28 protein-coding genes, 1 tRNA gene and 2 pseudogenes are annotated in these 25,026 nt (G+C 62.3%); 16 read left to right on the top strand and 15 right to left on the bottom strand.

Annotated features, from left to right (window positions below):
* From JNE37_RS05615 to JNE37_RS22860, 5 genes and pseudogenes are all read left to right on the top strand, one after another.
* On the top strand, window positions 1-837 hold the full coding sequence (locus tag JNE37_RS05615) for a carbohydrate ABC transporter permease (protein ID WP_035091302.1): 837 nt from the start codon (window positions 1-3) through the stop codon (window positions 835-837).
* On the top strand, window positions 834-1,745 hold the full coding sequence (locus JNE37_RS05610; RefSeq protein WP_203065597.1) for a dihydrodipicolinate synthase family protein: 912 nt from the start codon (window positions 834-836) through the stop codon (window positions 1,743-1,745). Before JNE37_RS05615 ends, JNE37_RS05610 begins: the two co-directional genes overlap by 4 nt.
* Window positions 1,745-2,929, top strand: coding sequence for a mandelate racemase/muconate lactonizing enzyme family protein (locus JNE37_RS05605; RefSeq protein ID WP_203065596.1), 1,185 nt, complete (start codon window positions 1,745-1,747; stop codon window positions 2,927-2,929). Before JNE37_RS05610 ends, JNE37_RS05605 begins: the two co-directional genes overlap by 1 nt.
* 633 nt (window positions 2,930-3,562) lie before the next feature.
* Window positions 3,563-3,862 carry a hypothetical protein gene (locus tag JNE37_RS05600; RefSeq protein WP_203065595.1) on the top strand — a complete coding sequence of 100 codons (300 nt, stop codon included), beginning with the start codon at window positions 3,563-3,565 and terminating at the stop codon, window positions 3,860-3,862.
* A 203-nt stretch (window positions 3,863-4,065) separates the two neighbouring features.
* Window positions 4,066-4,236, top strand: a pseudogene (locus JNE37_RS22860) (hypothetical protein); the annotation flags it as partial.
* A 57-nt stretch (window positions 4,237-4,293) separates the two neighbouring features.
* Here JNE37_RS22860 and JNE37_RS05590 read toward each other — a convergent pair.
* Window positions 4,294-4,695 carry a hypothetical protein gene (locus tag JNE37_RS05590; RefSeq protein WP_203065593.1) on the bottom strand — a complete coding sequence of 134 codons (402 nt, stop codon included), beginning with the start codon at window positions 4,693-4,695 and terminating at the stop codon, window positions 4,294-4,296.
* Here JNE37_RS05590 and JNE37_RS05585 point away from each other — a divergent pair.
* The 6 genes from JNE37_RS05585 (at window position 4,694) to JNE37_RS05560 (ending at window position 9,710) form a co-directional block, all read left to right on the top strand.
* Window positions 4,694-4,975 carry a hypothetical protein gene (locus JNE37_RS05585; protein WP_203065592.1) on the top strand — a complete coding sequence of 94 codons (282 nt, stop codon included), beginning with the start codon at window positions 4,694-4,696 and terminating at the stop codon, window positions 4,973-4,975. The genes JNE37_RS05590 and JNE37_RS05585 overlap by 2 nt on opposite strands.
* A 32-nt stretch (window positions 4,976-5,007) precedes the next feature.
* Window positions 5,008-5,637: a hypothetical protein gene (locus JNE37_RS05580; protein ID WP_203065591.1), complete on the top strand. Its 630-nt coding sequence runs from the start codon at window positions 5,008-5,010 to the stop codon at window positions 5,635-5,637.
* A 424-nt stretch (window positions 5,638-6,061) separates the two neighbouring features.
* Entirely contained in the window at window positions 6,062-7,903 is a 1,842-nt protein-coding gene (locus JNE37_RS05575) for a hypothetical protein (protein WP_203065590.1), read from the top strand.
* A gap of 20 nt (window positions 7,904-7,923) precedes the next feature.
* Window positions 7,924-8,502: a recombinase family protein gene (locus JNE37_RS05570; protein WP_203065589.1), complete on the top strand. Its 579-nt coding sequence runs from the start codon at window positions 7,924-7,926 to the stop codon at window positions 8,500-8,502.
* Between the two features lie 56 nt (window positions 8,503-8,558).
* Complete coding sequence (locus tag JNE37_RS05565) at window positions 8,559-9,173, top strand: hypothetical protein (protein WP_203065588.1); 615 nt, start codon at window positions 8,559-8,561, stop codon at window positions 9,171-9,173.
* A gap of 192 nt (window positions 9,174-9,365) precedes the next feature.
* Entirely contained in the window at window positions 9,366-9,710 is a 345-nt protein-coding gene (locus JNE37_RS05560) for a hypothetical protein (protein ID WP_203065587.1), read from the top strand.
* A 103-nt stretch (window positions 9,711-9,813) separates the two neighbouring features.
* Here JNE37_RS05560 and JNE37_RS05555 read toward each other — a convergent pair whose 3' ends face one another.
* Together JNE37_RS05555 and JNE37_RS05550 are read right to left on the bottom strand one after the other, a co-directional pair.
* Window positions 9,814-11,493: a DUF6538 domain-containing protein gene (locus JNE37_RS05555; protein WP_203065586.1), complete on the bottom strand. Its 1,680-nt coding sequence runs from the start codon at window positions 11,491-11,493 to the stop codon at window positions 9,814-9,816.
* 94 nt (window positions 11,494-11,587) lie between these two features.
* Window positions 11,588-11,677: transfer RNA gene (locus JNE37_RS05550), tRNA-Ser, on the bottom strand.
* A 199-nt stretch (window positions 11,678-11,876) separates the two neighbouring features.
* Between JNE37_RS05550 and JNE37_RS05545 the strand changes: the two genes are divergently transcribed.
* The 3 genes from JNE37_RS05545 to JNE37_RS05535 are packed head-to-tail and all read left to right on the top strand — an operon-like array spanning window position 11,877 to window position 13,279.
* Window positions 11,877-12,200, top strand: coding sequence for a hypothetical protein (locus JNE37_RS05545; RefSeq protein ID WP_182398437.1), 324 nt, complete (start codon window positions 11,877-11,879; stop codon window positions 12,198-12,200).
* 21 nt (window positions 12,201-12,221) lie between these two features.
* The gene (gene msrA / locus JNE37_RS05540; protein WP_203065585.1) at window positions 12,222-12,887 is read left to right on the top strand and encodes a peptide-methionine (S)-S-oxide reductase MsrA; all 666 of its coding nucleotides are present in this window, start codon (window positions 12,222-12,224) and stop codon (window positions 12,885-12,887) included.
* Window positions 12,884-13,279 (top strand): MmcQ/YjbR family DNA-binding protein, encoded by a 396-nt coding sequence (locus tag JNE37_RS05535; protein WP_203065584.1) that lies wholly within the window; start codon window positions 12,884-12,886, stop codon window positions 13,277-13,279. Before msrA ends, JNE37_RS05535 begins: the two co-directional genes overlap by 4 nt.
* On the opposite strand, the gene JNE37_RS05530 is transcribed toward JNE37_RS05535, so the two are convergent.
* The gene (locus JNE37_RS05530) at window positions 13,251-15,047 is read right to left on the bottom strand and encodes a glycosyltransferase family 39 protein (RefSeq protein WP_203065583.1); all 1,797 of its coding nucleotides are present in this window, start codon (window positions 15,045-15,047) and stop codon (window positions 13,251-13,253) included. The two genes, JNE37_RS05535 and JNE37_RS05530, sit on opposite strands and share 29 nt — an antisense overlap.
* A gap of 247 nt (window positions 15,048-15,294) precedes the next feature.
* Entirely contained in the window at window positions 15,295-15,930 is a 636-nt protein-coding gene (locus tag JNE37_RS05525; protein WP_035033007.1) for a peroxiredoxin, read from the bottom strand.
* Window positions 15,931-16,202: 272 nt separating this feature from the next.
* On the opposite strand from JNE37_RS05525, the gene JNE37_RS05520 reads away from it, so the two are divergent.
* Entirely contained in the window at window positions 16,203-17,132 is a 930-nt protein-coding gene (locus tag JNE37_RS05520) for an ArsR/SmtB family transcription factor (protein ID WP_035033005.1), read from the top strand.
* Window positions 17,133-17,141: 9 nt separating this feature from the next.
* Here JNE37_RS05520 and JNE37_RS05515 read toward each other — a convergent pair whose 3' ends face one another.
* The 9 genes and pseudogenes from JNE37_RS05515 to JNE37_RS05480 form a co-directional block, all read right to left on the bottom strand.
* On the bottom strand, window positions 17,142-17,714 hold the full coding sequence (locus JNE37_RS05515; RefSeq protein WP_203065582.1) for a CreA family protein: 573 nt from the start codon (window positions 17,712-17,714) through the stop codon (window positions 17,142-17,144).
* An 87-nt stretch (window positions 17,715-17,801) separates the two neighbouring features.
* Window positions 17,802-18,620: an amino acid ABC transporter permease gene (locus tag JNE37_RS05510; RefSeq protein ID WP_203065581.1), complete on the bottom strand. Its 819-nt coding sequence runs from the start codon at window positions 18,618-18,620 to the stop codon at window positions 17,802-17,804.
* Window positions 18,621-18,677: 57 nt separating this feature from the next.
* Entirely contained in the window at window positions 18,678-19,475 is a 798-nt protein-coding gene (locus JNE37_RS05505) for a transporter substrate-binding domain-containing protein (protein ID WP_035032999.1), read from the bottom strand.
* A 249-nt stretch (window positions 19,476-19,724) separates the two neighbouring features.
* Window positions 19,725-19,967, bottom strand: coding sequence for a YegP family protein (locus JNE37_RS22595; protein WP_246513645.1), 243 nt, complete (start codon window positions 19,965-19,967; stop codon window positions 19,725-19,727).
* Window positions 19,968-20,018: 51 nt separating this feature from the next.
* Window positions 20,019-20,126, bottom strand: a pseudogene (locus JNE37_RS22855) (YegP family protein); the annotation flags it as partial.
* Window positions 20,127-20,227: 101 nt separating this feature from the next.
* Window positions 20,228-20,521, bottom strand: coding sequence for an Rdx family protein (locus JNE37_RS05495; RefSeq protein ID WP_035032992.1), 294 nt, complete (start codon window positions 20,519-20,521; stop codon window positions 20,228-20,230).
* A gap of 63 nt (window positions 20,522-20,584) precedes the next feature.
* On the bottom strand, window positions 20,585-21,052 hold the full coding sequence (locus JNE37_RS05490; RefSeq protein ID WP_203065580.1) for an SRPBCC domain-containing protein: 468 nt from the start codon (window positions 21,050-21,052) through the stop codon (window positions 20,585-20,587).
* Window positions 21,036-21,380 carry an ArsR/SmtB family transcription factor gene (locus tag JNE37_RS05485; protein WP_035032987.1) on the bottom strand — a complete coding sequence of 115 codons (345 nt, stop codon included), beginning with the start codon at window positions 21,378-21,380 and terminating at the stop codon, window positions 21,036-21,038. Before JNE37_RS05485 ends, JNE37_RS05490 begins: the two co-directional genes overlap by 17 nt.
* Window positions 21,381-21,726: 346 nt before the next feature.
* The gene (locus JNE37_RS05480; RefSeq protein WP_203065579.1) at window positions 21,727-22,344 is read right to left on the bottom strand and encodes a hypothetical protein; all 618 of its coding nucleotides are present in this window, start codon (window positions 22,342-22,344) and stop codon (window positions 21,727-21,729) included.
* A 128-nt stretch (window positions 22,345-22,472) separates the two neighbouring features.
* Here JNE37_RS05480 and JNE37_RS05475 point away from each other — a divergent pair, with 128 nt between their 5' ends.
* Window positions 22,473-23,027, top strand: coding sequence for a dihydrofolate reductase family protein (locus tag JNE37_RS05475; RefSeq protein ID WP_182398429.1), 555 nt, complete (start codon window positions 22,473-22,475; stop codon window positions 23,025-23,027).
* Window positions 23,028-23,053: 26 nt separating this feature from the next.
* Here JNE37_RS05475 and lepA read toward each other — a convergent pair whose 3' ends face one another.
* Complete coding sequence (gene lepA / locus JNE37_RS05470; protein WP_035032977.1) at window positions 23,054-24,859, bottom strand: translation elongation factor 4; 1,806 nt, start codon at window positions 24,857-24,859, stop codon at window positions 23,054-23,056.
* Window positions 24,860-25,026 lie beyond the last annotated feature (167 nt).

The raw sequence follows: 25,026 nt of genomic DNA, 5'->3' as shown, positions 1-25,026 counted from the left end.
ATGTTCGACCTGTCCAGCCGTACCGCCAAGATCGTCTTCGGCCTCACGCTCCTGCTGATCGGCTTCTACCTTTTCTTTCCCATCTACTGGATGGTCACGTCCTCGCTCAAAGGCAATGCCGAACTCTATCGGGTCATCCCGACCTGGTTCCCGCAGGAGTTTACGCTTGCCCATTACTGGTCGGCCATCGCCGAGAGCAAGCTGCTGACCTATCTGGCCAACAGCCTGATCACGTCAGGATCGAGCGCCACCATCAACACGCTCCTGGCGCTCTATGCCGGCTACAGCTTTGCGAAATATCGCTATTTCGGTCGTCAGCCGGTCATGCTGTTCATGCTGAGCGCGCAGATGTTTCCATTCGGCCTGCTGCTCATCAGCCTCTATCCGACGATGAGCAATCTGGGGCTGCTGGATACGCGGCCGGGCCTCATCCTGAGCTATATCGTCTTCGCGCTGCCGGTGGCGACCTACATGCTCTACAGCTACTTCACGCAAGTGCCGGACGAGTTGATCGACGCTGCGCGCGCCGATGGCGCCAGCGACCTGCGCATCTTCCACACCATCATCATGCCGATCTCGATCCCGCCCATCGTGACGGTCTTCCTCTATTCCTTCATGTGGAGCTGGAACGACCTGCTCTATTCCATGACCATCATCGTGTCGGACGACAAGCGGACCATCGGGCCCGGCCTGCTGCTCACCTATCTCAACGAAACCAATGCCGACTGGGGCGGAGCCATGGCCGCATCATTGATGGTGTCGCTGCCCATCGTCATCGCCTTCATGTTCCTTCAGCGCTATTTCATCCAGGGCGTCACTGCCGGAGCCGTAAAATGACCAAACCCCTCGCCGGCGCGTTTCCCGTGCTACCCACCATGTTCCGCGATGACGGTGCCATCGACCAGGCCGACTTTCTGGCGGTGATCGACTTCGTCCTCGAAAGCCAGGTCGACGGCGTGGTCTATCCCGGCGTCGCCAGCGAGGTGGATACGCTGACGCCCGAGGAACGGCGCAGCCAGGTCAAATTGCTGGCCGAGCGCATCGATGGCCGTGTCCCCATCATTGTCGGCGCCAGCGATCCCGATCCCGCGGTAGCCGCCAGCCATATCGCCCAGGGCGCCGAGATCGGCGCCGCGGCGGCCATGGTGATCGCGCCTTTCGGTATCGGCAATGATATCGAGGGCCAGATCGCCTATTTCAAAGCCGTGGCCGCCGGGGCAGGGGTGCCCATCATGCTCCAGAACCAGCCCAAGCCGATCGGGGCCGGGCTGACGCCGGAAGAAGTCGCCGCGGTGGCCAAAGCCGTGCCGGAAATCCGCTATGTCAAGGAAGAGACGGCTCCCTGCGGCCAGCACCTGACGCGCATCAAGGCCGCTGCCGATGGCGCGGTCGATGCCATTTTCGGCGGGGCCGGCGGGCGCTATGTCACCGACGAACTGGCGCGCGGTGCCGCGGGCACCATGCCGGCGTCCGAACTGGCCGATATCCATGCCCAGATGATCCATGCCTGGCAGGCCGGCGACGTCGCCACCACGCGAAAGCTCTACAATGTCTCGCTGCCGCTGCTGAACTTCCAGGCCATTTTCCGCATGCACATGACCAAGGAAGTGCTGCGGCGCCGAGGCGTCATCAAGCACACGTTCGTGCGCGGCAAGGGGCCGAAATTCGATGAAGGCGATCGCGCTGAACTGGCCTTGTTGCTGGCCGACGCCGACCTGCCATATTCCAGTCACAGGCCGGTCTGATGCCCAATATCGTCGATGCCATTGTAAAGGTTGAAACCTTCATCATCTCGATCCCGCGCGAGGTGCCCTATCTGGGGCCGCTCAAGGCCGGCGAGGCGATCAATGAGCGCGGCTATCTGGTGCGCAAGGGCAACCGCACCATCTATCCGTCCACCGACATGACGCTGCTGGTCAAGGTCACCGGCGAAAGCGGCAAGGTCGGCTGGGGCGAGTGCTATGGCATTGTCGCGCCCGAGGCGACCAAGGCGATCATCGACGACGTGCTGGGGCCGGTAATCATCGGCCGCGATCCCGCCGATGCCGTGGTGATCCACGAAGATCTCTACGACCTGATGCGTGTTCGCGGGTTCTTCGGCGGCTATTATCTGGATGCGTTGGCCGGCGTCGACATCGCCTTGTACGATCTCACCGGCAAGGTGCTGAACCTGCCGATCGCCACCCTGCTGGGCGGGCGTCGCCACGACACCATTCCGGCCTATGTCTCCGGCTTGCCCCGCGCCACGATCAAGGAGCGCTGCGATCTGGCGCTCGACTGGGTTGCCAAAGGCTACAAGGGCATCAAGTTCGCGGCAGCGGTTTCCGACGAGGGCATCGTTGCCGAAATGGCGGCGCTGCGCGAGGCGCTCGGGCCCGATATCGACATCATGGTCGACCTGCACTGGAAATTCGAGGCGGCCGAAGCCATCCGCCTGATCCGTCGTCTGGAAGCACACAACCTCTACTTTGCCGAGGCTCCGGTGCAGCCGGAAAACCTCGAGGGTCAGGTTCGCGTCGCCCAGGGTATCGGCGTGCCGCTGGCACTGGGCGAGGAACTGCGTACCACATACGAATTCCGGCCGCGCTTCGAGGCCCGTGCCATGAGCATCGTCCAGCCCGAGATCGGTCACACCGGGATCACCGAGTTCGTGCAGATCGGCCGCATGGCGCAGGCCTTCCACATGAACGTCATCCCCCATGCTTCGATCAGCATCGGCATCTTCATGGCGGCCAGCCTGCAAGTGGCATCCACGTTGCAGAACGTACCCTATCACGAATACCAACACTCCATTTTCGACCGCAACCTGGCCCATGTGGAAGGCGACATGTCCTGCGCCAACGGCGCCTATCTGGTGCCAACCGGCGCCGGCCTTGGGGTCGAGCCCACTGAAGAGATTTTTCGCTTTAGTGTTCGCAGGCAGCCGTGACCGTGACACACGGGCAAAGGCGGCTGTGGCGCCGGTTCCTGCTTCGATGCTCTAGTGCAAGCAAGTCGACGTCGGCGGGGTTTCCGCTGATACGCTTCTTCGAAAGAGCCGAATCTTTGCGTAGATTTGCAGGCAGATGGATCTAAGGCCCGGGCTGGCCTTTGCGTGCAACCGGTACACCTTCCGGAGTGCAACCGGGCGTGGCGGAATTCCTGTCCAGCAATTTCAATGGCTTAGGAATGGCGGAGAGAGAGGGACTCTCAGCCGGGGCGTCCTGGGTACAGGAGTTTTCTGGGCGTTCGGGGAAAGCCCGGTTTCATTGCCCTTTCTGGGTACATCCATGGGTACATTTCGTCCATCGGCCTGTTGAAGCTATCCGCAGCTTTCGCTGCGGGCGGGCCATCGAGCCTCCGATATGTGGCGTCTTCGGCCCGTTGGCCCGCCGGCAGGAATGGTCTGCCGAAGAGCGTGCTGGCGCACATGTCTCTTTTGTCCGTACGGCATTGTTGCAATTGAGGAATATCCATCAGACCTTGTGGAAGGTGCTGGCTCATAGGGGGCCAGCCATGTCGCCCTTACGGACGACAGCAGGCAGGGGGCAGGCCCCCGTGCACCCCCGAAGAGGTGATCGTGATGGATTGTAACCGCCGTCTTGAACTTCGCCTTCCCGATAGGGAAAAGGCCGTTCTCCACGACTACGCCAAGGCGCAGGGCGTTCCCGTTTCGACCATTGTTCGTCGTGGTATCCGCGCCATGACCGGCATGCGTGAGCCATTGAACGAGACGCAGATGCTTGAGGTCGTGGCCTTGCGCAAGCGCATTTCGGCCATCGAGGCCCGCGTCAATGCGGCGCTTTCCGGTTCTGTGGCCGCAGACGCCCTTGCGGACCTGTCGATGGCCCGCAAGGATGCTCAAACCGCACTGGGACGCTGATAGTGGTGCTGATCAAGTCCACACGGGTTCGGACTTCGGCAGGCGCGGGGCCGCTGCTGCGCCATCTCCTCGATGGCGACGACAACGAATCCATCACCGTCATTCGGGGCCATGTTGGCGATGTCGAGGACGCGGTGAAGGACGCCAAGGCGTTCAGCCGCACCTACTCGGTCAGGCACTGGATTCTCGCCCCTGCCGTCGAGATGACCCGAGAGCAGTTTCATGAGGCCGCATCAATGCTGGCCGAGGAATTCCGCTTCGATGTCGCTGACGCGTTGATCGTGGAACATGCCAAGGCGCGAGCCGTTGCCGGTGCCAGCGACCGGCATTGGCATCTTGTCGTGCCGGAAACCCATGCCGTCAGCGGACGGGTTCTGTCCAGCCGCCACGACCACGCTCGCCATGAGAAGATTGCCCGCCAGCTTGAGCTTCTATTCGGGCATCCCGTGGTGCCGGGTGCGCATGATCTGGCCGTTCTGTCGGCCTTGCGGGCCGAAGGCAGGGGCGATCTGGCCGACCGCCTCGATACGGTGCTGGGGAAAGGACCGAAGCCGGTGGAGGCATTCTCTTCGTCGGCGCATCAGGCGGCCAAGAGGGCTGGGGTCGATCTGGCGCAGGCTCGGCAGCATGTCCGAGCCGCATGGGCGGCCAGCACCAATGCTGATGACTTCCGCAGCCGCCTGGGCGGCCACGGGCTGGAACTGGCGGCAGGCGACAAGGCCGGCGTCGTCGTCATCCGCACTATTGCTGGCGGCGTCGTCCTCGGTGCCGCCAACCGCCTTGCCGACGTTCGTCGCGCCGAACTCAACACGCTTCTCGAAAGGAAACGCCATGACCACCACCAACCCACCGACCACACCCAACCTCGCCCAGTTGATTTTGCAGGACACGACCATTCTCAAGCGCGATCTGGGCACGATATTGCAATTGGCGAAGACCACAGCACTGCCGATGTCGGGCGAGGAGGCGTCGGTCCTCGACACGATGATCCGGCTGCTTCAGATGATCGTCACCGGAGTGGAGCAGAACCGGCAATCCCTCGAAGCCCTGCATCAGCGCTTGGAGGAACCGGGGATCGCACACGTCCTGCGCCGGATGCTGGACGCGGACTAAGCGAGGCCATCGGTAAGGCGGCAACGGCCCTCATGGTACTGGCGAAATCCGGCATAGGGCAATCGCAGGAACAGCGTACGGGGCAGCACCTCGCGGCACTGGAAACGCAGGCACGGGCACGGATCGCCGCCGCCGAAGCGAGGCCGGAAACGGCGGTGTCGTCCCGCCTGCATACTGCCCGACAATATCGTGATGCGACCAGTGCCCGGCATGCCGAGGCGCTGAAGACCTATAGGGCAGCACAGGAGCAGCTTGCAGCGGTTCCCGAGCCTCACAGGAGCCTTGCCGACCGACTGCTGGGCCGTCAGCCCCCGAAGCCGGGTGTGGTCATGTTGGAGCGTGCTGTCGCTATCGCCCGCGACGACCTGATTGCCGCCGAGCACGCCGTCATGGGCGGGGAGGCGAATCTGGCGCGGGTGGAGAAGGCCGAGAGTGCCGAACGCGTGGCGCGTATGGGCGAAATGGAAACACAGCGGCGGGCGGGAATGGCGGCACTGGCCGAGATCATTGCGGCCCAACGCATGACGCAGGCTTACCCCCGCTTTGTCTATTGCGGCCCGGCCTTTGTGGCGTGGGCTGGCGCCAAGGTCGAGCGGAAACGCAAAGGCCCACGCAACCCGTGGGCCGTGAACCAGTGGGGTATTCCGCTTGATTTCGGATAGCAGTCTCACCCCATCGCCTGCTGGATCGATTCGCTGGTAGCGGCGGCGGCTACGCCCCCGCTGGAGTCCATATCCGTGGGTTGCCGACGGTCGGATATGCACTTCAGCATGGTGCCTGTACGGATTCCTTCCGTCACTGTTGCCGTACCGACACACTTATGCCCCATGGGCTATGGCCGTGTGAGGTCCAGAACCTACCTCTACGCGGGTCGTTTTTTGGGGGGTGCTAGGGGGACACAGACACCCATCGGGAAGGTGCCTCAAAAGGCAACCTGTCGCCTCTCAGCTATGGTTTCGCGCTACCTGCCCTACCCCCTTTGTCGGCGCACGCGAAACCGGCTAACCCGCTGTATCTGTACACTTTCTTTCTCCACCCTGATCATTTCCCGCAGCGACGGCTTCCCCGTTGCCGTGGAGATGAACCATGGGCATGATCGATCTCGAAGACCTCATCGATGAGTATAATCTCGCTCAGGGCCTGCCACCGGCCCAGAGGAACCCTCCGCGTGCCCCAGCGGCTTCCGATGACATGCCGGTGCCAACGAAGACGAAACGGCCCCGTCGCCCTCGCATGGTGCAGACCGACCTCATCGAATTTCTCGAAGCCGACAAGGCAGCCGAGGCAGCCACGGCAATTTCTGAGCCTGCCCGGCCTGCCGTCAGTTCGGATTTTGGTACGGACGATGCCCGGCAACAGCCCTCCCAGCCCGTTCAAGAGAACGCCGCACAAGGCGTCGGTAGCATCCCGCCCAGCACCGTGGCTGGGGTGCCCGCCATGGCCTGCGGGATTGGCACGGAGGATCACTCTCTTAGGTTCCTCAAGGAGGTCGTCCATATCCAGAAGGAACCGAAGCCGCCGACACAACACGACTATCGGCACCTGCTCCGGCCCATCCAGACCATGTTGTCGCCCAGCAAGGGGAAGGGACCAGCGGTGTGTGCCTGCGGTCATGCGCGGAAGAAGGCTGTGTCGGTGCATCTCATCGAACGGGCGAACGGCACGGAACGAGCATCGGTGACAGGCATCTTCCGCTGCGGGAATGGAGAAGCGTGCCCCCTCTGTGCCCGGCATGTCGCGGCCTTGCGAGCCCGACGTTACCGACTCGTTCACGAGGCCACCACGGCGCGGGGTGGCAAGGTGGTCACGTTCGTCCTCACTATCGAACACGCCCGCGATGACAGGCTTGGTGTGCTGATGAAAGCCCTCAAATCGGCTGCAACGCGGTCGCGGGGCGACAGGCTCTGGAATGACGAAATCGCCCCATTGATGCAGGTGGTTGGGGCGATGACCGATACCCATGTGCGGCTCAGCCGGCGTGGTGGGTGGCATCCGCACCTGCATGTCAGTATCGCGTGCCTCACCGATGATATGGAGGCCCTGAAGGCCGGTGCGTCCATGTTGCTCGACAGCTATATCGCCAAGCTGGCGGCACTGGGCTATCGCGCCGCCAAGACCCAGCAATCGGCCACCATCCTCGACGCCAAGCCGAACGCATATCCCGCCCATCATCATAGGCGCGCCGAAGTCACCGGCAAGCTCGCCGACGCGATGGACGACGACACAAGCCTCAGCCCTTTCGATATTGCCGAGCTTGCAGCAAATGGCGATGTCGAGATGCAGGGGTATTTCCGCGAGTTCGTTGAGGCCGTTCGTGGCCAGAAGTCGGGTGTCATCACGGCCAGCATGGCGAAGAAGCTCGGTATCGAGCCGGGGACCGATCCCGGCCCCACCTTCGATGAGACTTCCCGCCTTGGCACGATTCCAGCAACGGTATGGACCAAGCTGCTCGACCTCAACCTGACGGGCACGTTCCTCACCCATGTCGAGACCTTCAGACGTGAGGGGTGGCTTCGGTCGCGGTGGTGGGCTCTGGAGCAGACCAATGAGGCCCCTGAATATTCCACCGAACTCGCCGCCGAGATTGCGGAACTCATTCATGCCCAGCAGCGCATGCCCGATCCTATCGCCAAGAGATTGGCTCAGGACCAAATCGAAATCCTCAAGGGGGACTGGACCTGGACGCATGGAGCCGAGCTTGTTGCGGGCACTGTAGAATATGTCGCCGCCAACCATCGGCACATGCGGGTGGACACCGAAGGCGTCAATATCTGGGTGAGCGTGCTTGAGGATAGTGCCGCCCGTCGCCATCCCACGTCTCACACGACCCTGCCCGTGGGCGACAACACGCCCTCGACCGCAACCGTCTCACACGGGTCCATTCCAGACCATGTGGGACAAAACACGCCGATTTCTCAGCAAGCCTAGACCCTAGTGGGACTCTCATCATGACCAAGACCATCACCGGCCAGACCATCGGTTACGCCCGCACCTCCACCAGCGACCAAGTCGCGGGACTGGAAGCTCAGCTTGGCGAACTCACCGCTATCGGTGTCGATAAGATTTTTCAGGAGCAGGTGAGCAGCGTTGCCGAGCGTGCCCAGCTTGACGCCGCCATGATCTATGTCCGCGACGGTGACGTCTTTGTCGTCACCAAGATTGACCGGCTCGCCCGCTCCGTCTCCGGCCTTGTCGCCATTGCCGACGACCTCAAGGCCAAGGGCGTCACGCTGCGCATCCTCGACCCAGCCATCGATACCAGTACCCCCATGGGGCAATTGCTCCTGAATCTGCTTGGCAGCATCGCGCAATTTGAACGCGAGATCATGTTGGAGCGGCAGCGGGAAGGCATCGTCAGGGCCAAGAGGGAAGGACGCTATGCTGGGCGGCAGAAGACCGCCCAGCGCCATTCCAGCAAGGTGAAGGAACTCGCCGCCAAGGGCACCAAACCCAGCAAGATCGCCGAGGAACTCGGCATCAGCCGGTCGAGCGTCTATCGCATTCTGGGGGCACCAGCGGACTTGTAAATTGAATCGCAGAGTTGGAGAATCGGAGACCGTGGAATGAGGGAGGGGGCCACCGCATGTTTGGATTTGGCAGAAAGAAGCGTGAAGGCGAGTTTCTGGCCGCCGCAGGGTTGTGGCCAGCCTATGAGAATTTGGCGGCGTCCTGCCCAGGGGCGGCATATGTCTATGCGAGGACTGTATACAAACTCTTAGGTCCACTCTCTGAGACGCGCTGGTCCGATTCCGAACGCCGGATGATGTTACGCAAACAGGCAGAGGAAACCGACAAGACCAGGAGGTCCGATGGTGGCATGGCGCACATGGCGGTCCTCACAATCCTGCAAATGTATTCGTGGTCCGATGCCACGGCTCGGGGAGTTTTAGGCGAGGCTCTTTTCAAGATTGCGCAGAGCGGCATCTTCTATCGCTCTCTTACCACCCATGACACACAAGCGCCCAGCGATCCCAAGGACCGAGAGTTGTTGGGCCGGAACGGAAGCAAATCGCTCTCCGACTGGGTGTCTATTCTTCATGATGAAATGGATCGTTCGGGTGTGGGGGAAGCCGAGCGACGCGATGAGATAAACATGATCGTGGCGTGTTGGGACATCCGTGCCGAGATTCGGTCGGGAAAGCTGCAACCAGCCTACGACGCATTCTATCGTATTTTGTCACTGTCGATCGGGAAGTAGCTCATGCCAGCATCGACCAGCATGACAAGTCACCAATTGCGGGGCCGGTTCTCCTTTCTCTATCGATGGTGCGCGTTTCCGGTGATCGTTGGGTTGTTGGTTACACAAGCGCACGCCCTCACTGTTGAGGATGATGGAACTGTTACGTGCCGAGAAGGCCAACTTCCGGTGTTTTGGCAGGAGCCAGATGGCATGGCCGACAAATACCGCGACGTCCTCGTCATTGACTATGATCGTTTCAACGGCGTCCTCGTTTATCGGGAACGAGAAGATAGATCGATGATTTTGCTGGACAATTCAGCTGGCACAAATATTCCTTGGCGATGGCTCGAGGCACCTGACGGCGAGAGTTACGGCACCATCCGAAGCCTGCCGGTTGACACATCCATGATGCGAGGTGGGGCCTTTGCGGAATACCGAGGTCAGACCGTAACCGTGCTGTTGGTGGGGCCGCGCTTTTTCTGGCCGGCTTGCGCTCTGTCTACCTCGATAGACGAATGGTTCGAGGAAGCAGAACTCCCTGCGCCCCTTCCTTAGGGATGCTCGATCAAGCCTCCACTTTTGACTGCGGCTTCCCACCTACGATGTGCCGCTTACTGGTCATGGAGGGCGGGCTGCTGCCCAGTGCCGGTTACCACGCTCAGGCCCGCGCCAAAGCGACGAAATCGAGCCCCATGAAGGTGCTCGGGTCGAATCCATCGGGGAATGGCAGGTTGGCGAGCAGCGGCGCATCGGTCGGATCGACGACGAGGTCGCCATAGTCCTCATGACTGTCGCGGCTTGAGTGCCCGGCCTGCACACGGCGCGAATATTCGGTCACCCCAGCATCCCGCATCCGCGTCGTGCATTGGTGCCGGAAACCGTGATAGGAACCGCCCGTCTCGGCTTCCTTGAGCAGCTTGTTCGCGGCCTTCTGCATCGCGTCCTCCGGATCGTCGCACTGGTTCATCCGCTCGAAAATAAAGCCCGGCTGCTTCATGGCCCAATCAACGAAGCCGATGTCGTCAAAGAACCGGTGCATGATGAAGCCGTCGAGAGACGCTGCGGTCTTGTAACCATTGTTTTCGAGCGCCCCATCTTCGCCACGAAAATGCTGATCGAGGCTCGCCACAACATAGTCGCCCACGCGCCGGATATTCGGCCCCTGCAATCGCGTCAGCAGCCCGATGCGCCGCCCGGTCCAGAAGCCAAGCGGCAGGATCATCGCCTTGTGCAACTCGCCCGATTCCACCCCGAGGTGGAACGCCTTCGCCACCTTGCCGATGGCCGGGGCCTTGCGCCGCTTCGGCTCCGCGAAGATCGTCGGGTAAAACAGTCGCGCCCCGGCAAAGGGATCGGTCACCTTCGCATTGGAAGCGGCCAGCGACATGATCGCTTTCACGTCAGCAACGTAGTGGCCGGTAACCGTGTTGCGGGCCATCACGCCATAGTCGTGCTTCTCGTTCATGGCGAGAATTTCCAGAGCAGTCTTGCCCTCGAACGCCTCCACGTTATCGCGCTCAGGCGGCCAGTATTGCAGCTTGTTGAGATAGGCTTGCAGGTCGGGAGCGGCATACTCATTGATGGGCTTGTCGCCGATCAGGGTAGCGAACAATTCGGCCCGTCCACGGATCGAATGAATGTCACCGCTCTCCTTGCCACCATTGGCCGCAATCCGCGTGTCGATATAGGTCTTAGCGGCAGCAAGGAAGGTTGGCGCCGAGGCCGCAGCGGCGGCGGGAGCAGCATCGACAGTAGCGGCAATTACCTTGGCCTGCCGTTCCAGAGCCGTCGTCAGGCGTTCCATGGCGGTGACCAACGGCACCGCGTTGGACTGCGTGGTGCCTGTCTCGTTCTGACCGCGCATCTTGTCTATGGCGCGTTGCCGCAGAAGGTCGGCGTTTTCCGACAGGTAGCGCGATGTCGGCTGCTCCTTGTTGATCAGGATCAGCTCGCGCAAGCCCTCGATATAGGGTTCAGGCACCGGCTCGGATTTCGGCGCCATGACCAGCGACATTTCGAGCCCCCGAAAGAACCCCGTCCATTCCGCCATCGCCATGGGGGTGAGGTCAAACATCGAGTGACCGTCAACCTGCATCTCTTCCGCCATGCTACGCACCTTACTAGCAACACTCTCCGCCGCAGCCGCAAGCAGTCGAGCCCTTCGGTTCGCCTCGCGGATCGGCAGTGCACCGATTGAACACCGGAAAAAAAGGATTCGCACATGTTTCTTGAGATCGGCGGGGACGCGGACCTGAAACCGCCATCCGGACCCGTGTCGGGTCAGATGGCGAGTCGACTTCTCGGCGGAGAGTCTGGGTACATTCTTGGGTACAGTCATGGATACGACGCTCGACGGAATGGCCGTCACCGAACGTCAAAAACCCAGCAGTATCAGGAGGTTGCCGCGATCAATCGAGATCAAAAAATGTAACTGGCGGAGAGAGAGGGATTCGAACCCTCGAGACGGTTACCCGCCTACACACTTTCCAGGCGTGCGCCTTCGACCACTCGGCCATCTCTCCGCGTTGCAGGGCCCGTTGGGCAGCAAGCGGGCGCAATATACCCATCGCGAGCGCATCCGCAAGGGATCACAAGCGGCTGATAAGCATTGTTTTGCTATGTCCCCGCCCTATCTTGTGAATGTCGGTCCGGCCGTGCAAGAAAGGGGCGCGGTCGATGGGCAGGGAGCGATCCTGCGGGGCACGGGCTGCAGAGGGTAATATGCGTCTCATCCTGCGTACCTTGGGAACGTGGCTATTGAGCATAGCCGTGATCCTAGCCGTCATAGACGGCACCAAGTCCCTGGCAGCCAATGCGCTGGTCATGACGCCTCTCGGCGATCTCTGGCAGTCGCTCAATGCGGGGAGCCTCGAATGGGTCGAGGCTTTCCTCGAAACGCGCTTTTTCGGCCCCGCGCTTACGCCTATGCTGACCAGCCTCCTGACGGTGCCCAGCTTCGTGGTCGTTGGCGTGCCTGCGATTATCCTGGCCTTCCTCGGCCGCTCGCGATATGCGCGCCAATATGTCAGGACCGACGAGATCTGACCCTTTCGGCAAGGAGTTGCGATGTTCTTCAAGACCAAACCGTCGACCATTCCGTCCGCCGCTGATTCGCTGCCGGGCCGGCAGAGCGAAATGCCGGTGGCCGAGCTGCATTTCGTCAATGGCCATCCCCTGAAGGGACCCTATCCGGACGGAAGCGAGACCATCTATTTCGGGATGGGCTGCTTCTGGGGTGCGGAGCGGCTGTTCTGGCAATTGCCCGGCGTCTACGTTACCGCAGTCGGCTACCAGGGTGGACAGACGCCGAACCCGACCTACGAGGAAGTCTGCTCCGGCATGACCGGGCACACCGAGAGCGTCAAGGTCGTGTTCGACCCCAAGGTTCTGCCGCTCGAGACGCTGCTCAAGTCCTTCTGGGAGGAGCACGATCCGACCCAGGGCATGCGCCAGGGGAACGACGTGGGTACGCAGTACCGTTCGGCGGTCTATACGACTTCGCCCGAGCAGGCTGCGATCGTCGCGGCCAGCCGCGATGCGTTCCAGGCGGCGCTCAAGGCGCGCGGCCTTGGCGCGATCACTACCGAGATCGCCCCGGCCAAGCCGTTCTTCTACGCCGAGACCTATCACCAGCAATACCTTGCCAAGAATCCGAACGGATATTGCGGGCTTGCCGGGACCGGCGTGTCCTGCCCGATCGGCCTCTTCAAGACCGAGGCAGCGGCGCAGTGAGCATAAGGTTGCGGGCCGGGTTCGAGGATTTCATTTCGGGCCTGCCCGCGACCAGCATCGTCCGGCAATGGGGCGATGCCTCCGTGGCCAAGGTGGGCGAGAAGGTCTTCGCCCTCCTCGGCTTCGAAGAGCCGGAAGGCCGGCCGGCTCTGGTCTTCAAGGTCACCGAATTCACATTCGACATGCTGACCGAGCTCGATGGGGTCGGACAGGCACCCTATTTCGCCAAGCGTGGCTGGGTACGGGTAGCTGCCGGCGCCGAGCTTTCCGATGGCGACCTCGAAGCCTATGTGGTCGAGGCGCATCGGCTGGTGGCGGCAAAACTCACGCGAAAACTTCAGGCAGAGCTGGGCCTGTCGGAACTCATCGCGGCAGGACCTCGTAGGTCCTGAGAGCGGCGCCGGGGAGCGTCACCTCGCGCAGCCATGACGGCAGAGCGTTCTTTTCGGCAAGGCGGACGAAGGAATCAGGCGACGCATCGGGTTGCCCCCGCATTTCCGGCATGCCCGGACAGGTTACCACCAGCGATATGCCGCGCTCCTCGAGAATGGCGCGCGCGTCCTCGATCGGCCAATTGAAGAAGTGGAAGGTGTCGAGCACCCCGCGTTGATTGCGATGATAGGGCGCAGACACCACTGAGTGCGGCGTGAAGAGCAGCATGTGCGAGCCCAGGTCTATGGGCGTCATCATGCGCTCCGGTGGCAGGCCAGCGAGATCAACGAAGGCCTGCGGCACCAGGCAGGCGTCGCGGTCGCCGCGCCGCTCGCCGCCGCCGGCCGCACCGCCTCCCGGCAGCAGCGTGCCCGCGAAGAGGACGACCACCGAGATCGCTGCGCCGGCAAAGAGCAGCCAGCTGCCGATGAGGCCGGCGACCTGGAAGGGACGGCTCCTGGCGATATAGTGTTCACGCGCCGTGACGATGAGCCAGGCCCCGGCCGGAATGGCGATGATTCCGGCGGTTCGCGCGCCGCGGACCTGCACGACCATCACGACGAAGGCGAGGGCCAGGAAAAGCCCGAGCATGGCCCATTCGGGCGTGCGGCCGTCGCGCACCTTGATGACGTGGTAGCCGACGATGATGAGGCCAACGATGGGCGGCACCAGGGAGGCGACGGTGAAGGCGGGCAGGGCGACCAGGCTCTCCCAGACCGGACGTGCTTCGATGATGTTGTCGATCCAATGTTCGACGAGCCACGGATCGACCTGGCCATAGGGCCCGTTGCGGCATTCGGGGAAGAGAAGGGCGAGGGCGGCCAGGGAAATGAGGCCGACGCCGCCGCCGAGAACGAGGCGCAGCCAGACCGGCTTGTCCCGCACCGGAGCATAGGACAGGAGCACGAAGGCCAGCGCGACGATGATGGCCGCCGTGACATAGACGATGGACAGCGCGTCACAGGCAGGCTCGAACCAGCGCGAGGGCGGCTGCGCTATGGCCAGGTGCACGAGGCTGGCGCCGGCATAGGAGAGGCCGAAATCGCGCAGCGCCGTAGCGCGCGCTGGGCTGGCGATCCAGATGAAGCCGAAGGCGATGATCGCGGCCGCGACCGTGGCGATCGATTCCGTCCCGATGGCGAGTGCCGTGGCACAGGCAATCCCGGCACCTATGGCGAAGGCCGGGCGCTTGAGCGCCTCGATGGTGCAATAGACCGTGACCAGCGCAAGGATGAGCTGAACATTGTGATGGTCGACGCGCCCGGGGGTGAATTCGGCAAGGATCGAGGGAGAGAAGACCGGCAGCAGCACGCCGGGCAGGGTACCGTCGCGGCCGATCAACCGGACGCAGAGCTTGGCGCTGACGGCGAGGAGGATAAAAAGGAGGATCAGCGGCCAGATGAAGGCAGCGACCATTTCAGCCGAGGCGCCGGCAAACGGGCGAGCCAGAAGCACGAGGCCGGCAATGGGTAGGTCGATCAGTCGCGACCAGTGGATTTCCGCGCCGAAAGGCGTGTTTAGCCGATGCTGGACGTTATCGAACCAGCCCTGCCCGTTGAGAAAGTCGCGCACCACGACGAGCCGCATGGCGTCGTCGGTGTCCGAGATGAGGGGCGAGGTTTCGACATTGATGAAATAGCGCGCAAGCAGCACGACGACCGAAGCCGCAAAGGCTGCAAAGAGGATCAGCCAGTTGATGCGGGCTGCGTTTGCCTGCTTCTCGGTCAATGCCTCGCCTCGTTCTCTTGCGTCGCTTCTGCCGGTGCATTCTGGCACCGGTCGTCCCGCAGGAGGATAAGATTGCGATTTGGTGAGCGCAGCGGACGAAGCGCCGTTGCGTAAGCCCCCAACCGGCCTTCCCGAGACGCTTCGGTCTTACGCGCGGGACATCAAGAAAGCGTTGAAGCGGCAAAAACAAAGGGCGGCCGCGATGGGCCGCCCCGCAGTCTGGGTTAGGAGAAAACCCCGTGCCTGATCAGCCGCGCGGCTGGGGCACGATGCGCAGGTATGGCTTGGGGGCCTTCCAGCCGTTCGGGAACTTTTCCTTGGCGGCATCGTCCGAGACGGAGGAGGCGATGATGACGTCCTCGCCCTGCTTCCAGTTGACCGGGGTGGCCACCGAATGCTTCGCGGTGAGCTGAAGGCTGTCGATGACGCGCAGCACTTCATCGAAGTTGCGGCCGGTCGAGGCCGGATACTCGATCTTGAGCTTGACCTTCTTGTCCGGCCCGATGACGAAGACCGAGCGCACGGTCAGCGAATTATCGGCATTGGGATGGATCATGTCGTATTTGCGGGCGATCGAGCCATCGGTATCGGCGATCAGCGGGAAATTGAGGGCCGTGCCCTGGGTTTCCTTGATGTCTGCGGCCCAGCCGGCATGGTCCTGGAGCTTGTCGACCGAAAGGCCAAGGACCTTTACACCGCGCTTGTCGAATTCGGGCTTGAGCTTGGCGGTATAGCCCAGCTCGGTCGTGCAGACCGGCGTGAAGTTCTTCGGGTGGCTGAACAGCACAGCCCAATGGCCGTCGATGTAATCGTAAAAGCGAATGTGGCCTTCGGTGGTTTCAGCTTCGAAATCCGGGGCGACGTCGCCAATCAGAATTGCCATGTTTCTTCCTTTCGAACCGCGGAGCGCCGCAGCCTGATCATTTAGCCAATGATATCGGTTTGATACCCCGCGTTAGTAGATTGAGGGAGTGAAATCTTTTTGTCTTTTGCCAGCCGGCCGGACCAAGGCGTTCCAAGAGGCTCCGGACCCGCGCAATTGCCGTCATCCCGGCAAGGGATGGCGCTGGGCGTTTGAATAAATCCGATAACCTGATAGACACAGCACTCACTCACCTTCTTCGTTTGCACCAAGCCGCATCAAGACGAGCAATCATGAGCCGCAATTTCCTGGTGGTCGACCCCGAGGAGGGGCTGGATGTCCTTCGCGGCCTGGCTTCGGCCGTCCGTGTCCGGATCCTCAAGCTCCTGCACGTACGCGGACCGCTCAATGTCAACGACATCGCCGAGGCGCTCTCGCTGCCGCAATCGACGGTCTCCTCCAATGTCCAGATCCTGGAAGAGGCGGGGCTGATCCGCACCGAGACGCAGAAGGCGCGCAAGGGCAACCAGAAGATCTGCCATTCGACGTTCGATGAAGTGCTGGTGATGTTCAAGGAAGACATCCAGCACGCCAAGGCGAACGCGATCGAAGTGGCGATGCCGCTCGGGCTCTATACGAGCTGCGAAGTCTCCGCGCCCTGCGGGCTCTGCTCGACCGAGGGCATAATCGGGCTGCTGGACGTGCCCGACACGTTCCTGGATCCGGAGCGCATGAAGGCCGGGCTCATCTGGTTCACGCGCGGCTATGTCGAGTACCAGTTCCCCAACAATGCCAAGCTGGCGCAGAACGAGATCGAGGCCATCGAATTCTCGATGGAGCTCTCCTCGGAAGTCCCCGGTACGGCGGCCAACTGGCCGTCCGACATCACCGTCGCCATCAACGGCAAGGACGTCGGCACCTGGACGTCGCCGGGCGATTTTGGCGACAAGCGAGGTGTCTATACGCCCGACTGGTGGAAGCTCAAGGGCAGCCAATACGGCAAGCTCAAGAGCTGGAAGGTGACCCATTCGGGCACCTATGTTGACGGGGTCAAGATTTCCCCTGTTTCGCTCAAGGATCTCGACGTCCAGACCCACCATTCCATCCGCCTGCGTATCGGCGTCAAGGAAGATGCCAGACATCCGGGCGGGGTGAATATCTTCGGCCGGGGGTTCGGAAACTACGACCAGGACATCGTGCTGAGACTGCACACGGTGCGGTAGGAGCGGCCCCTAGATCTGGCCGCCGGTCGTTGTCGTATTCGTGCCAGCAGTGTTTCCGCCCACTGCATTGCCGTTCGCAGATGGCGGCTTTCCGTTCGTCCACGTCACGTTCTCGCCGTTGAGCGGGATGACCGATAGCGACATCTTGCCCGAGCCGAGCTGCAGCTCGCGGGCATGGGCGAGATAGACCAGGGAATTATTGGCTGCGTCGTAGATGCGGGTGACGCGCAGGCTCTTCCAGATGAGGCTGCGGTTCTGCTTGAAGATCTCTTCGCCGCCGCCGCCCATGGCGATGTTGCCGACCGTGATCGGGCCGCTGGCGGCGCAATCGAGCGCCGAATAGGACGGATCCTCGAACCAGTTGCCCTGCTGCAGCCGGTCGATGAGGCTGCGGCTGAAATAGGCCACGTGGCACACGACACCCTTGACCTCCGGGTCGGCGACGGCCTCGACGGCGATGTCATTGCCGGTCCAGTCGACACCAACCTTGCCGACGGCCTGCTGGTTGTCGGGCTTCGAGCACGCGGCAAGCGCGGCCACGAGCACGACGGGGAGAGCGAAACGGGCGAGGGTCTTGAGCATCGGCCTTGGTTCCAATCCGCTTGGAGGGTGTGACGCGCCGTGATGTGGTGCAGCCTGCGCCCCATCACAAGCATGCTGGGCAAAAAACTACCTGTCGTGATCCTGCCGCTTGAGCCGGCGCTCGGCCAGCCGTACCAGCAGGGAGAGTGAGATCGTCATCGTGAGATAGAGGAATGCCACGATATTGTAGGTCTCGAAGAACTTGAACGTACTCGAGGAATAGACCTTGCCCAACTGCGTGATGTCCTGGACGCCAAGGGCCGAGACGAGGGCGGAATCCTTGATCATCGACACGAAGTCATTGCCGTAGGGCGGCAGGATCGTGCGGAAGGCCTGCGGGAAGGTGATGAACCGGAACGTGTGCCAGCGCGAGAGCCCGAGCGCCCAGGCCGCCTCGTGCTGGCCACGGTCGACCGACTCGATGCCGGCGCGGAAGATTTCGGCGAGAAAGGCCGAGTAGCAGACCGTCAGCGCCACGATGGCGCGCCAGGTGAAATCGAAATTGCGCACCGTGACCTTGGGCAACCAGCCCTGCTCGATGAAGGGTGCAAGGAGCCAGTTGGCGCCATCCACCATTGCCGGCGCGCCGACAAAGGCGACGTAGAACAGCACCACGAGCAGCGGTACGCCCCGAACGATCTCGACATAGAAAGTCGCCACTTCCCGCGCCACCCTGAAGCGCGATGTCCGCGCCATGGCTACGATAAGCCCGAGGAGCGAGGCGAGGATAAAGGCGACGCCTGTCACCCAGAGCGTGGTGATGATGCCGGCCGAGAGCGCATTGAAGATGGTGCGCATGCCCTCGTCGGCCACGATCTGCCAGAAGGTCAGGATGCCGAGAAGAGCGATCGCCAGCAGCCACCAGGGAATTTCACGGCGGCGATTGGGGGGATGCGGAGGGGACATGCTTGATACGGGAACTCGCGGGGGAAAATGCCGCGAGCCCCCAATGGCGCGCGCAGCTTATTGAGCGGCGTTATACTCGTAGAACCATTTCTGCTTGAGCTTGTCGAGCGTGCCGTCGGCAAGGATCGTGGCCAGCGCCGCATTGATCGGCTCGCGCAGGTCCGACCCCTTCTGAAGGATGAAGCCGAAGCTCTCGGTGCCCAGCGCCTCGTCGAGCGATTTGAAGGCGCCCGGATTGGCGCCGATATAGCCGGCAGCCGAGCTCTGGTCCATGAGCACGGTATCGACGTCGCCCGACTTGAGCGCCTGCACGGAGGCGCCGAACGTATCGAAGAGCTTGATGCGCGGATTGGCCTCGTCGCCATCGAGCACCGAATAGACGGCAACGTAGAAATTGGTGGTGCCGGCCTGGGCGCCCACCAGCAGGTCCTTGTCGGCAGCGAAGCTCTTGGCATCGGCGAAGCGGCTTTCATCGGCGCGCACGAGCATGAACTGCTGGCTGGTGAGGTAGGAATCGGTGAAGTCGATCTGCTCGGAGCGCTCGGGATTGATGGTGATGCCATCCATGCCGACATCGAACTGGCCGTCCTTGACCGCCTGGATCATCACGTCCCAGCTCGAAAGGTTCCACTCGACCTGGGCGTTGAGGCGCTTGCCGATCTCGTTGAAGAGATCGTATTCGAACCCCACGCTCTCGCCCGTCTTCGGATCCACGAAGTTGAGCGGCACATAGGCGTTTTCGGTAACGGCGCGGATGGTGCGGCCCTGAAGGTCCGGCAGGGTCTGCGCGCCAGCCGGCGCGGCAAGGCCGATGGCCAGGGCCGTCGCGAGAACGAGAGAGGAAATCAGTTTCATGAGGCGGCAATCTCCGTGTCTTGACGCGGCGCCGCGTGGCGCCCCCAAGGTCGGACATTAGTGCACAAAGAGCCGGCAGGTGAACTGCTAATCGGGTAACGCCTTGCTCGCCCGGACGCCAAAAGGCGTCAAAGCTTCCAGCCCGGGAGAGAAACCGGCACCGTGCCCGTTGCGGCGATTATCGCCCGGCTGGCGGTGAGGAGGATAAGCGAACCGCGTCGCGGTTCGCTGGAGGCGGAAGCCGGGTGGCTATTTCTTGGCGGCGGCAGCCGGCTTGGCCGCAAGGCTTTCATCGACCGTCTCGGCCTTGGGCCCGTTCTTCTTGAGCGAGTCGATGGCGTTCTTGGCGCTGGCCTTGGAGGAATAGGTTTCGGTCCGCGACATGATCTCGCCGTTCCGGGCGCGGAAGCGAACGAAGTGCTCGCCATTCTTGGCCTGCTCGATTTCGAAGCGATAGCCCTTGCCGGACTCGCCGGCCGAAAGGTCGACCACGCCGGCTTCCGGACCATTCTTCTGCATCGAGGCGATAGCGTTCTTGGCGCTGGCCTTGGACTTGTAGTTTTCCGTCCAGAAGATCACTTCGGAATTGTAGACGAATTGGACGCGGTATTCGCCAGCCTTGGCGGCGACGATCTTGAAGACATGCGGCATGAGGCCCTCTTTCCCATGACTGGGTGAAGCGACTCGGTGCCGCTCACCGGTTACATCTGGCAAAGTGTTACTACCTTTGCGCAATTTGGAAAGGGTGCAGTTTATGCGTGGCTGTCCCGATCGATATGGCCGAGGTCGCGCTGCGGATCGATCTTGTCCCGCACGATCTGCTTTAACGCCTTGACGTCGGGGAACCCGCCGTCCCGCTTGCGCTCCCAGACCAGTTCACCATCGAGCCGGATCTCGAATATGCCACCAGTGCCAGGAATGAGCGTTACCTCGCCCATTTCCAGCGAATAGGTGGAGAGCACTTCCTGCGCCATCCAGGCGGAGCGCAGCAGCCAGTTGCACTGCGTGCAATAGGTGATCGAGAGTTTGGGCTTGGCGTCGGTCATAGGCATTCCGTCGAACAGGGAGGGCGCACACTAGACGCCCGCCCCTGCGCGTCGCAAGGATGATCAGGCCGCCTCGGTCCCGGCAAGCGCCTCGACATAGGCCTTTTCCTTGTCGAGGCATTCGGTCCAGCCGCCGACATGGCTGTCGCGCTCCTCTACGCTGGTGAACGGGGTCTGGTGGAAGGACTGGCGCGTTCGTCCGCCCTCCTCGCGCCAGGTGACGGTCACCAGCGTTTCGATGGCACCCTCATGGGCCCACTTGAAGGTGAAGACCAGCCGTTCGTTGGGCACGATCTCGCGATAGACACCGGCCATGGAATCGGGCGGCCAGTCGGGCGAGAGGATGGCGGCCTCCCAATGCCCGCCGACGCGGAAATCGAGCTTGGCGGAGGGGCAGGTGAAGCCCTTCGGACCCCACCAACGCACGAAATGTGCGGGATCGGACCAGAGACGGAACACCAGTGCGGCTGGAGCATCGAACATCTTGTCGATGAGCAGTTCGTCGTCGCGCAGCTCAGCTGATCGAGCCATTGTCATCTCCCTTCTGCAATTGCGTGAGGTAATCGTCCATCTTGCCGAACCCGCCTTCCCAGAAGATGCGGTAATGGTTGACCCAGCCCGCCACTTCCTTGAGCGGGGCCGCATCGAGCCGGCACGGCCGCCACTGCGCCTCGCGCCCCCTGGTGATGAGCCCGGCCGTCTCCAGGACCTTGAGATGCCGCGAGATCGCCGGCAGGCTGATATCGAAGGGCTCGGCAAGCTCGTTGACCGTCGCCTCCCCCGTCGCCAGCCGCGCCAGGATCGCCCGCCGCGTGGGGTCGGCCAACGCCGCGAATGTGGTGGTGAGATTGTCCTGCATGATTAACGTCTATGTTAATTAACGTAATTGTTAAATATAGAATGCAGCCAAGCTTGTCAACCGCTGCCGGAGACCCCGGCGCGGGTAAGGGAAGTGGAGCGGGCCCCGAGGCGGCATTCGCCCCGATGGGTAGTGATAAAAAGTGAGACGGATGCCGCCTCGGGGCGCCGGGATTTTGAGGACCTGATCATCGCGGCTCCATTCCGGCAGGCTTGATCGTCGAGCCCCGGATTCGAGCGGCGTCCCATGGACCCATGCAGGGGAAGCGACGCCCCCGCACGCCCGGCTGTCCCCTCCGCAACTGGTCGCTCTGCAGTCCGCCCCGCGCGAAAGGAATGCAACCAGTCTAGTCGAGGCCGCGAATACGGGGATAAGTTTTTCGAAAGAGCAGATCCGCCTCCATTTCCTCGTCGAGCCGATCCTGCTCCGCCTGCTCGGTCCTGAGCCGCTCGGTGCGCGCCGCCTTCTGGCCATCTTCGAAGCCGCGCTGGTATTCGGCGTGGAACCGGCCTTTCATCATCTTGCCGAGCTCCTTGGTGATGTCGGGCTGGCGCGGCGCGGAAACCGATGGATGCTTGACGACGATCCTGGGCGCCAGCCGGCGCACCGGAAACGTATCATGCGCCGACCGCCAGACCCGCGCTCCGCTGGCCTGGTCCCAGCCGGTATTCTGGGCCTCATAGGCCTCCATCTGCGCCAGCACCTGTCCGAGCTGGGTGAGCAACCCGCCCCAATCGGGCGCCGCCGTGGGCAATCTCTCCCGCGCCCCACGCGGCAGAAACACCCGCGCCTCCCCGAGGAGCGCCTCCGCCACATTGCGCGTCTGGGCAGTCACTGGCTTGTCGGGATGACGATGGGCTGTGGCAGCCACCTGATCGATCAGCGCTTTGAGCCGAAGCCAGAGAGCTTCATGGCGCTCGGCAAGGACGTAGGTGACACGGGGCAAGGTGCGGGTGGCGGACATGGGACTCTCCTTGGTGTGGGGGAGAGTCTGGGCCGAGTGGCGGGGAGGGGGGATAAGTGGTCTCGCGGCGCGGAGGCCAGTTGTGCCTCGCCCTTCCCATCCACCCCTACCCATGCCATCCTCCACCCATGGCCCCACTCCGCTACTCCATCAACCTCACGCTCGACGGCTGCTGCGATCATCGGACCATTGAGCCGGACGAGGAATTGCATCGTCGGGCGGCCGCGACGATTGCGCGGGCTGATGCGCTGCTGTTTGGGCGGGTGACTTACGGGATGATGGAATCGGCGTGGCGGCTGTCGGCCGGACGGCCGGACTGGATGGCCGATTGGATGATGCCGTTCGCTCAAACCATCGACGCAGCGAAGAAATACGTCGTGTCCAGCACTCTGACCCAGGTGGATTGGAATGCGGAGCTCGTGCCGGTGGGGAAGCTGGAAGAGACCGTTCGCGAGCTCAAGCGGAAGTCGAGGACGGGGCTCTATGTCGGTGGGGTCAAGCTGCCGATGGCACTGGCGGAGCTGGGACTGATCGATGAATACGAGTTCGTGGTCCACCCCAAGGTGATGGGCCACGGGCCGGCCTTGTTCGCGGGGATGTCAAAACCCCTCGACCTCAAGCTCGTGGATCGGCTGGAATATGGTTCGGGCGCGGTGGCGATGCGCTATGTGCCGAGGGTCTAGCCCCGGCAGGAGGAGGGCTGGAGCCCTCACTCATCCCCCATCTTCAGCGCCTTGATGAAGGCTTCCTGCGGAATTTCCACGCTGCCGAACTGGCGCATGCGCTTCTTGCCGGCTTTCTGCTTTTCGAGCAGCTTGCGCTTGCGCGTGGCGTCGCCGCCATAGCACTTGGCGGTCACGTCCTTGCGCATGGCACGGACGGTTTCGCGGGCGATGATCTTGCCGCCGATGGCGGCCTGGATCGGAATGACGAAGAGGTGCGGCGGGATCAGCTCCTTGAGCTTTTCGCACATCACGCGGCCGCGCGTTTCCGCGGCGGAGCGGTGCACCAGCATCGAGAGGGCATCCACGGGCTCGGCATTGACCAGGATCGAGAGCTTGACCAGGTCGCCCACACGGTAATCGGCGAGGTTGTAGTCAAAGCTCGCATAGCCGCGCGAGATCGACTTCAGCCGGTCGTAGAAATCGAACACCACTTCGTTGAGCGGCAGGTCGTATTCGACCATGGCGCGATTGCCCACATAGGAGAGGTTGCGCTGCACGCCGCGCCGGTCCTGGCAGAGCTTTAGGATCGCGCCCAGATATTCATCGGGCGTCAGGATCGTCGCCTTGATCCAGGGCTCGCGGATTTCCTTGATCTTCATCACGTCCGGCAGGTCGGCCGGATTGTGGAGATGGATCATCTCGCCGTCATTCATCTCGATCTCGTAGACCACGGACGGGGCCGTGGCGATGAGGTCGAGGTCGAACTCTCTGGAAAGGCGCTCCTGGATGATTTCGAGATGCAGGAGACCCAGGAAGCCGCAGCGGAAGCCGAAGCCGAGCGCGGCCGAGGTTTCCATTTCGTAGGAGAACGAGGCGTCGTTGAGGCGCAGCTTGCCCATGGCAGCGCGCAACTCGTCGAAGTCCGAGGCATCCACCGGGAAGAGGCCGCAGAACACCACCGGCTGGGCCGGACGGAAACCGGGCAGCGGTTCGGCGGTGGGCTTGCGGTCATCGGTGATGGTGTCGCCGACATTGGTATCGGCCACTTCCTTGATGGAAGCGGTGAACATGCCCAATTCGCCTGGCCCGAGCTCGGGCACTTCGATGAGCTTGGGCGTGAACACGCCGACCTTGTCGAGCTCGTAAACCGCGCCCGAGGCCATCATGCGGATCTTCTGGCCCTTCTTGACCGTGCCGTCGATGACGCGGATGAGCACCACGACGCCCAGATACGCGTCATACCAGGAATCGACGAGCAGCGCCTTGAGTGGCGCATTGACGTCGCCTTTGGGCGCCGGTAGGCGGGTGACGATGGCCTCGAGCACCGTATCGATGCCGAGGCCCGTCTTGGCCGAGATTTCGAGCGCATCGGAGGCATCGATGCCGATGACGTCCTCGATCTGCTGCTTTACGCGCGGAATGTCGGCCGCCGGCAGGTCCACCTTGTTGAGGACCGGCACGATCTCGTGGTTGGCGTCGAGCGCGTGATAGACATTGGCCAGGGTCTGCGCCTCGACGCCCTGGGAGGCGTCCACGACGAGGAGCGACCCCTCGACGGCAGCCATAGAGCGCGAGACTTCATAGGCGAAGTCGACGTGGCCCGGCGTGTCGATGAGGTTGAGGACATAGTCCTCGCCATCCTTGGCCTTGTACTTGAGGCGCACGGTCTGCGCCTTGATGGTGATGCCGCGCTCGCGCTCGATATCCATCGAATCGAGCACCTGCTCCTTCATCTCGCGCGCATCCAGCCCGCCCGTCATCTGGATCAGGCGGTCGGCGAGTGTCGATTTGCCATGGTCGATATGGGCGACGATGGAGAAATTGCGGATATTTTTGAGCGGCACGGTCATGGCGCGCTGATAGCAGGAAAGAAAGGCCGCCGCAAAGATGGTTTATGAGGTGTAAAGGCTCGGAAAGCCAGCTCATGCACAGCCCGCACGGGGGCTTTGCGCGCTGCGCCGATTTTGCATCAAGATATGCGATGCTAATCTGCTGCAATCGCCGGATAGCGGCGGCA

The sequence above is a fragment of the Paradevosia shaoguanensis genome, from assembly GCF_016801025.1.
GTDB classification, from domain to species: domain Bacteria; phylum Pseudomonadota; class Alphaproteobacteria; order Rhizobiales; family Devosiaceae; genus Paradevosia; species Paradevosia shaoguanensis.
This window is presented reverse-complemented; position numbering and strand designations above follow the sequence as displayed.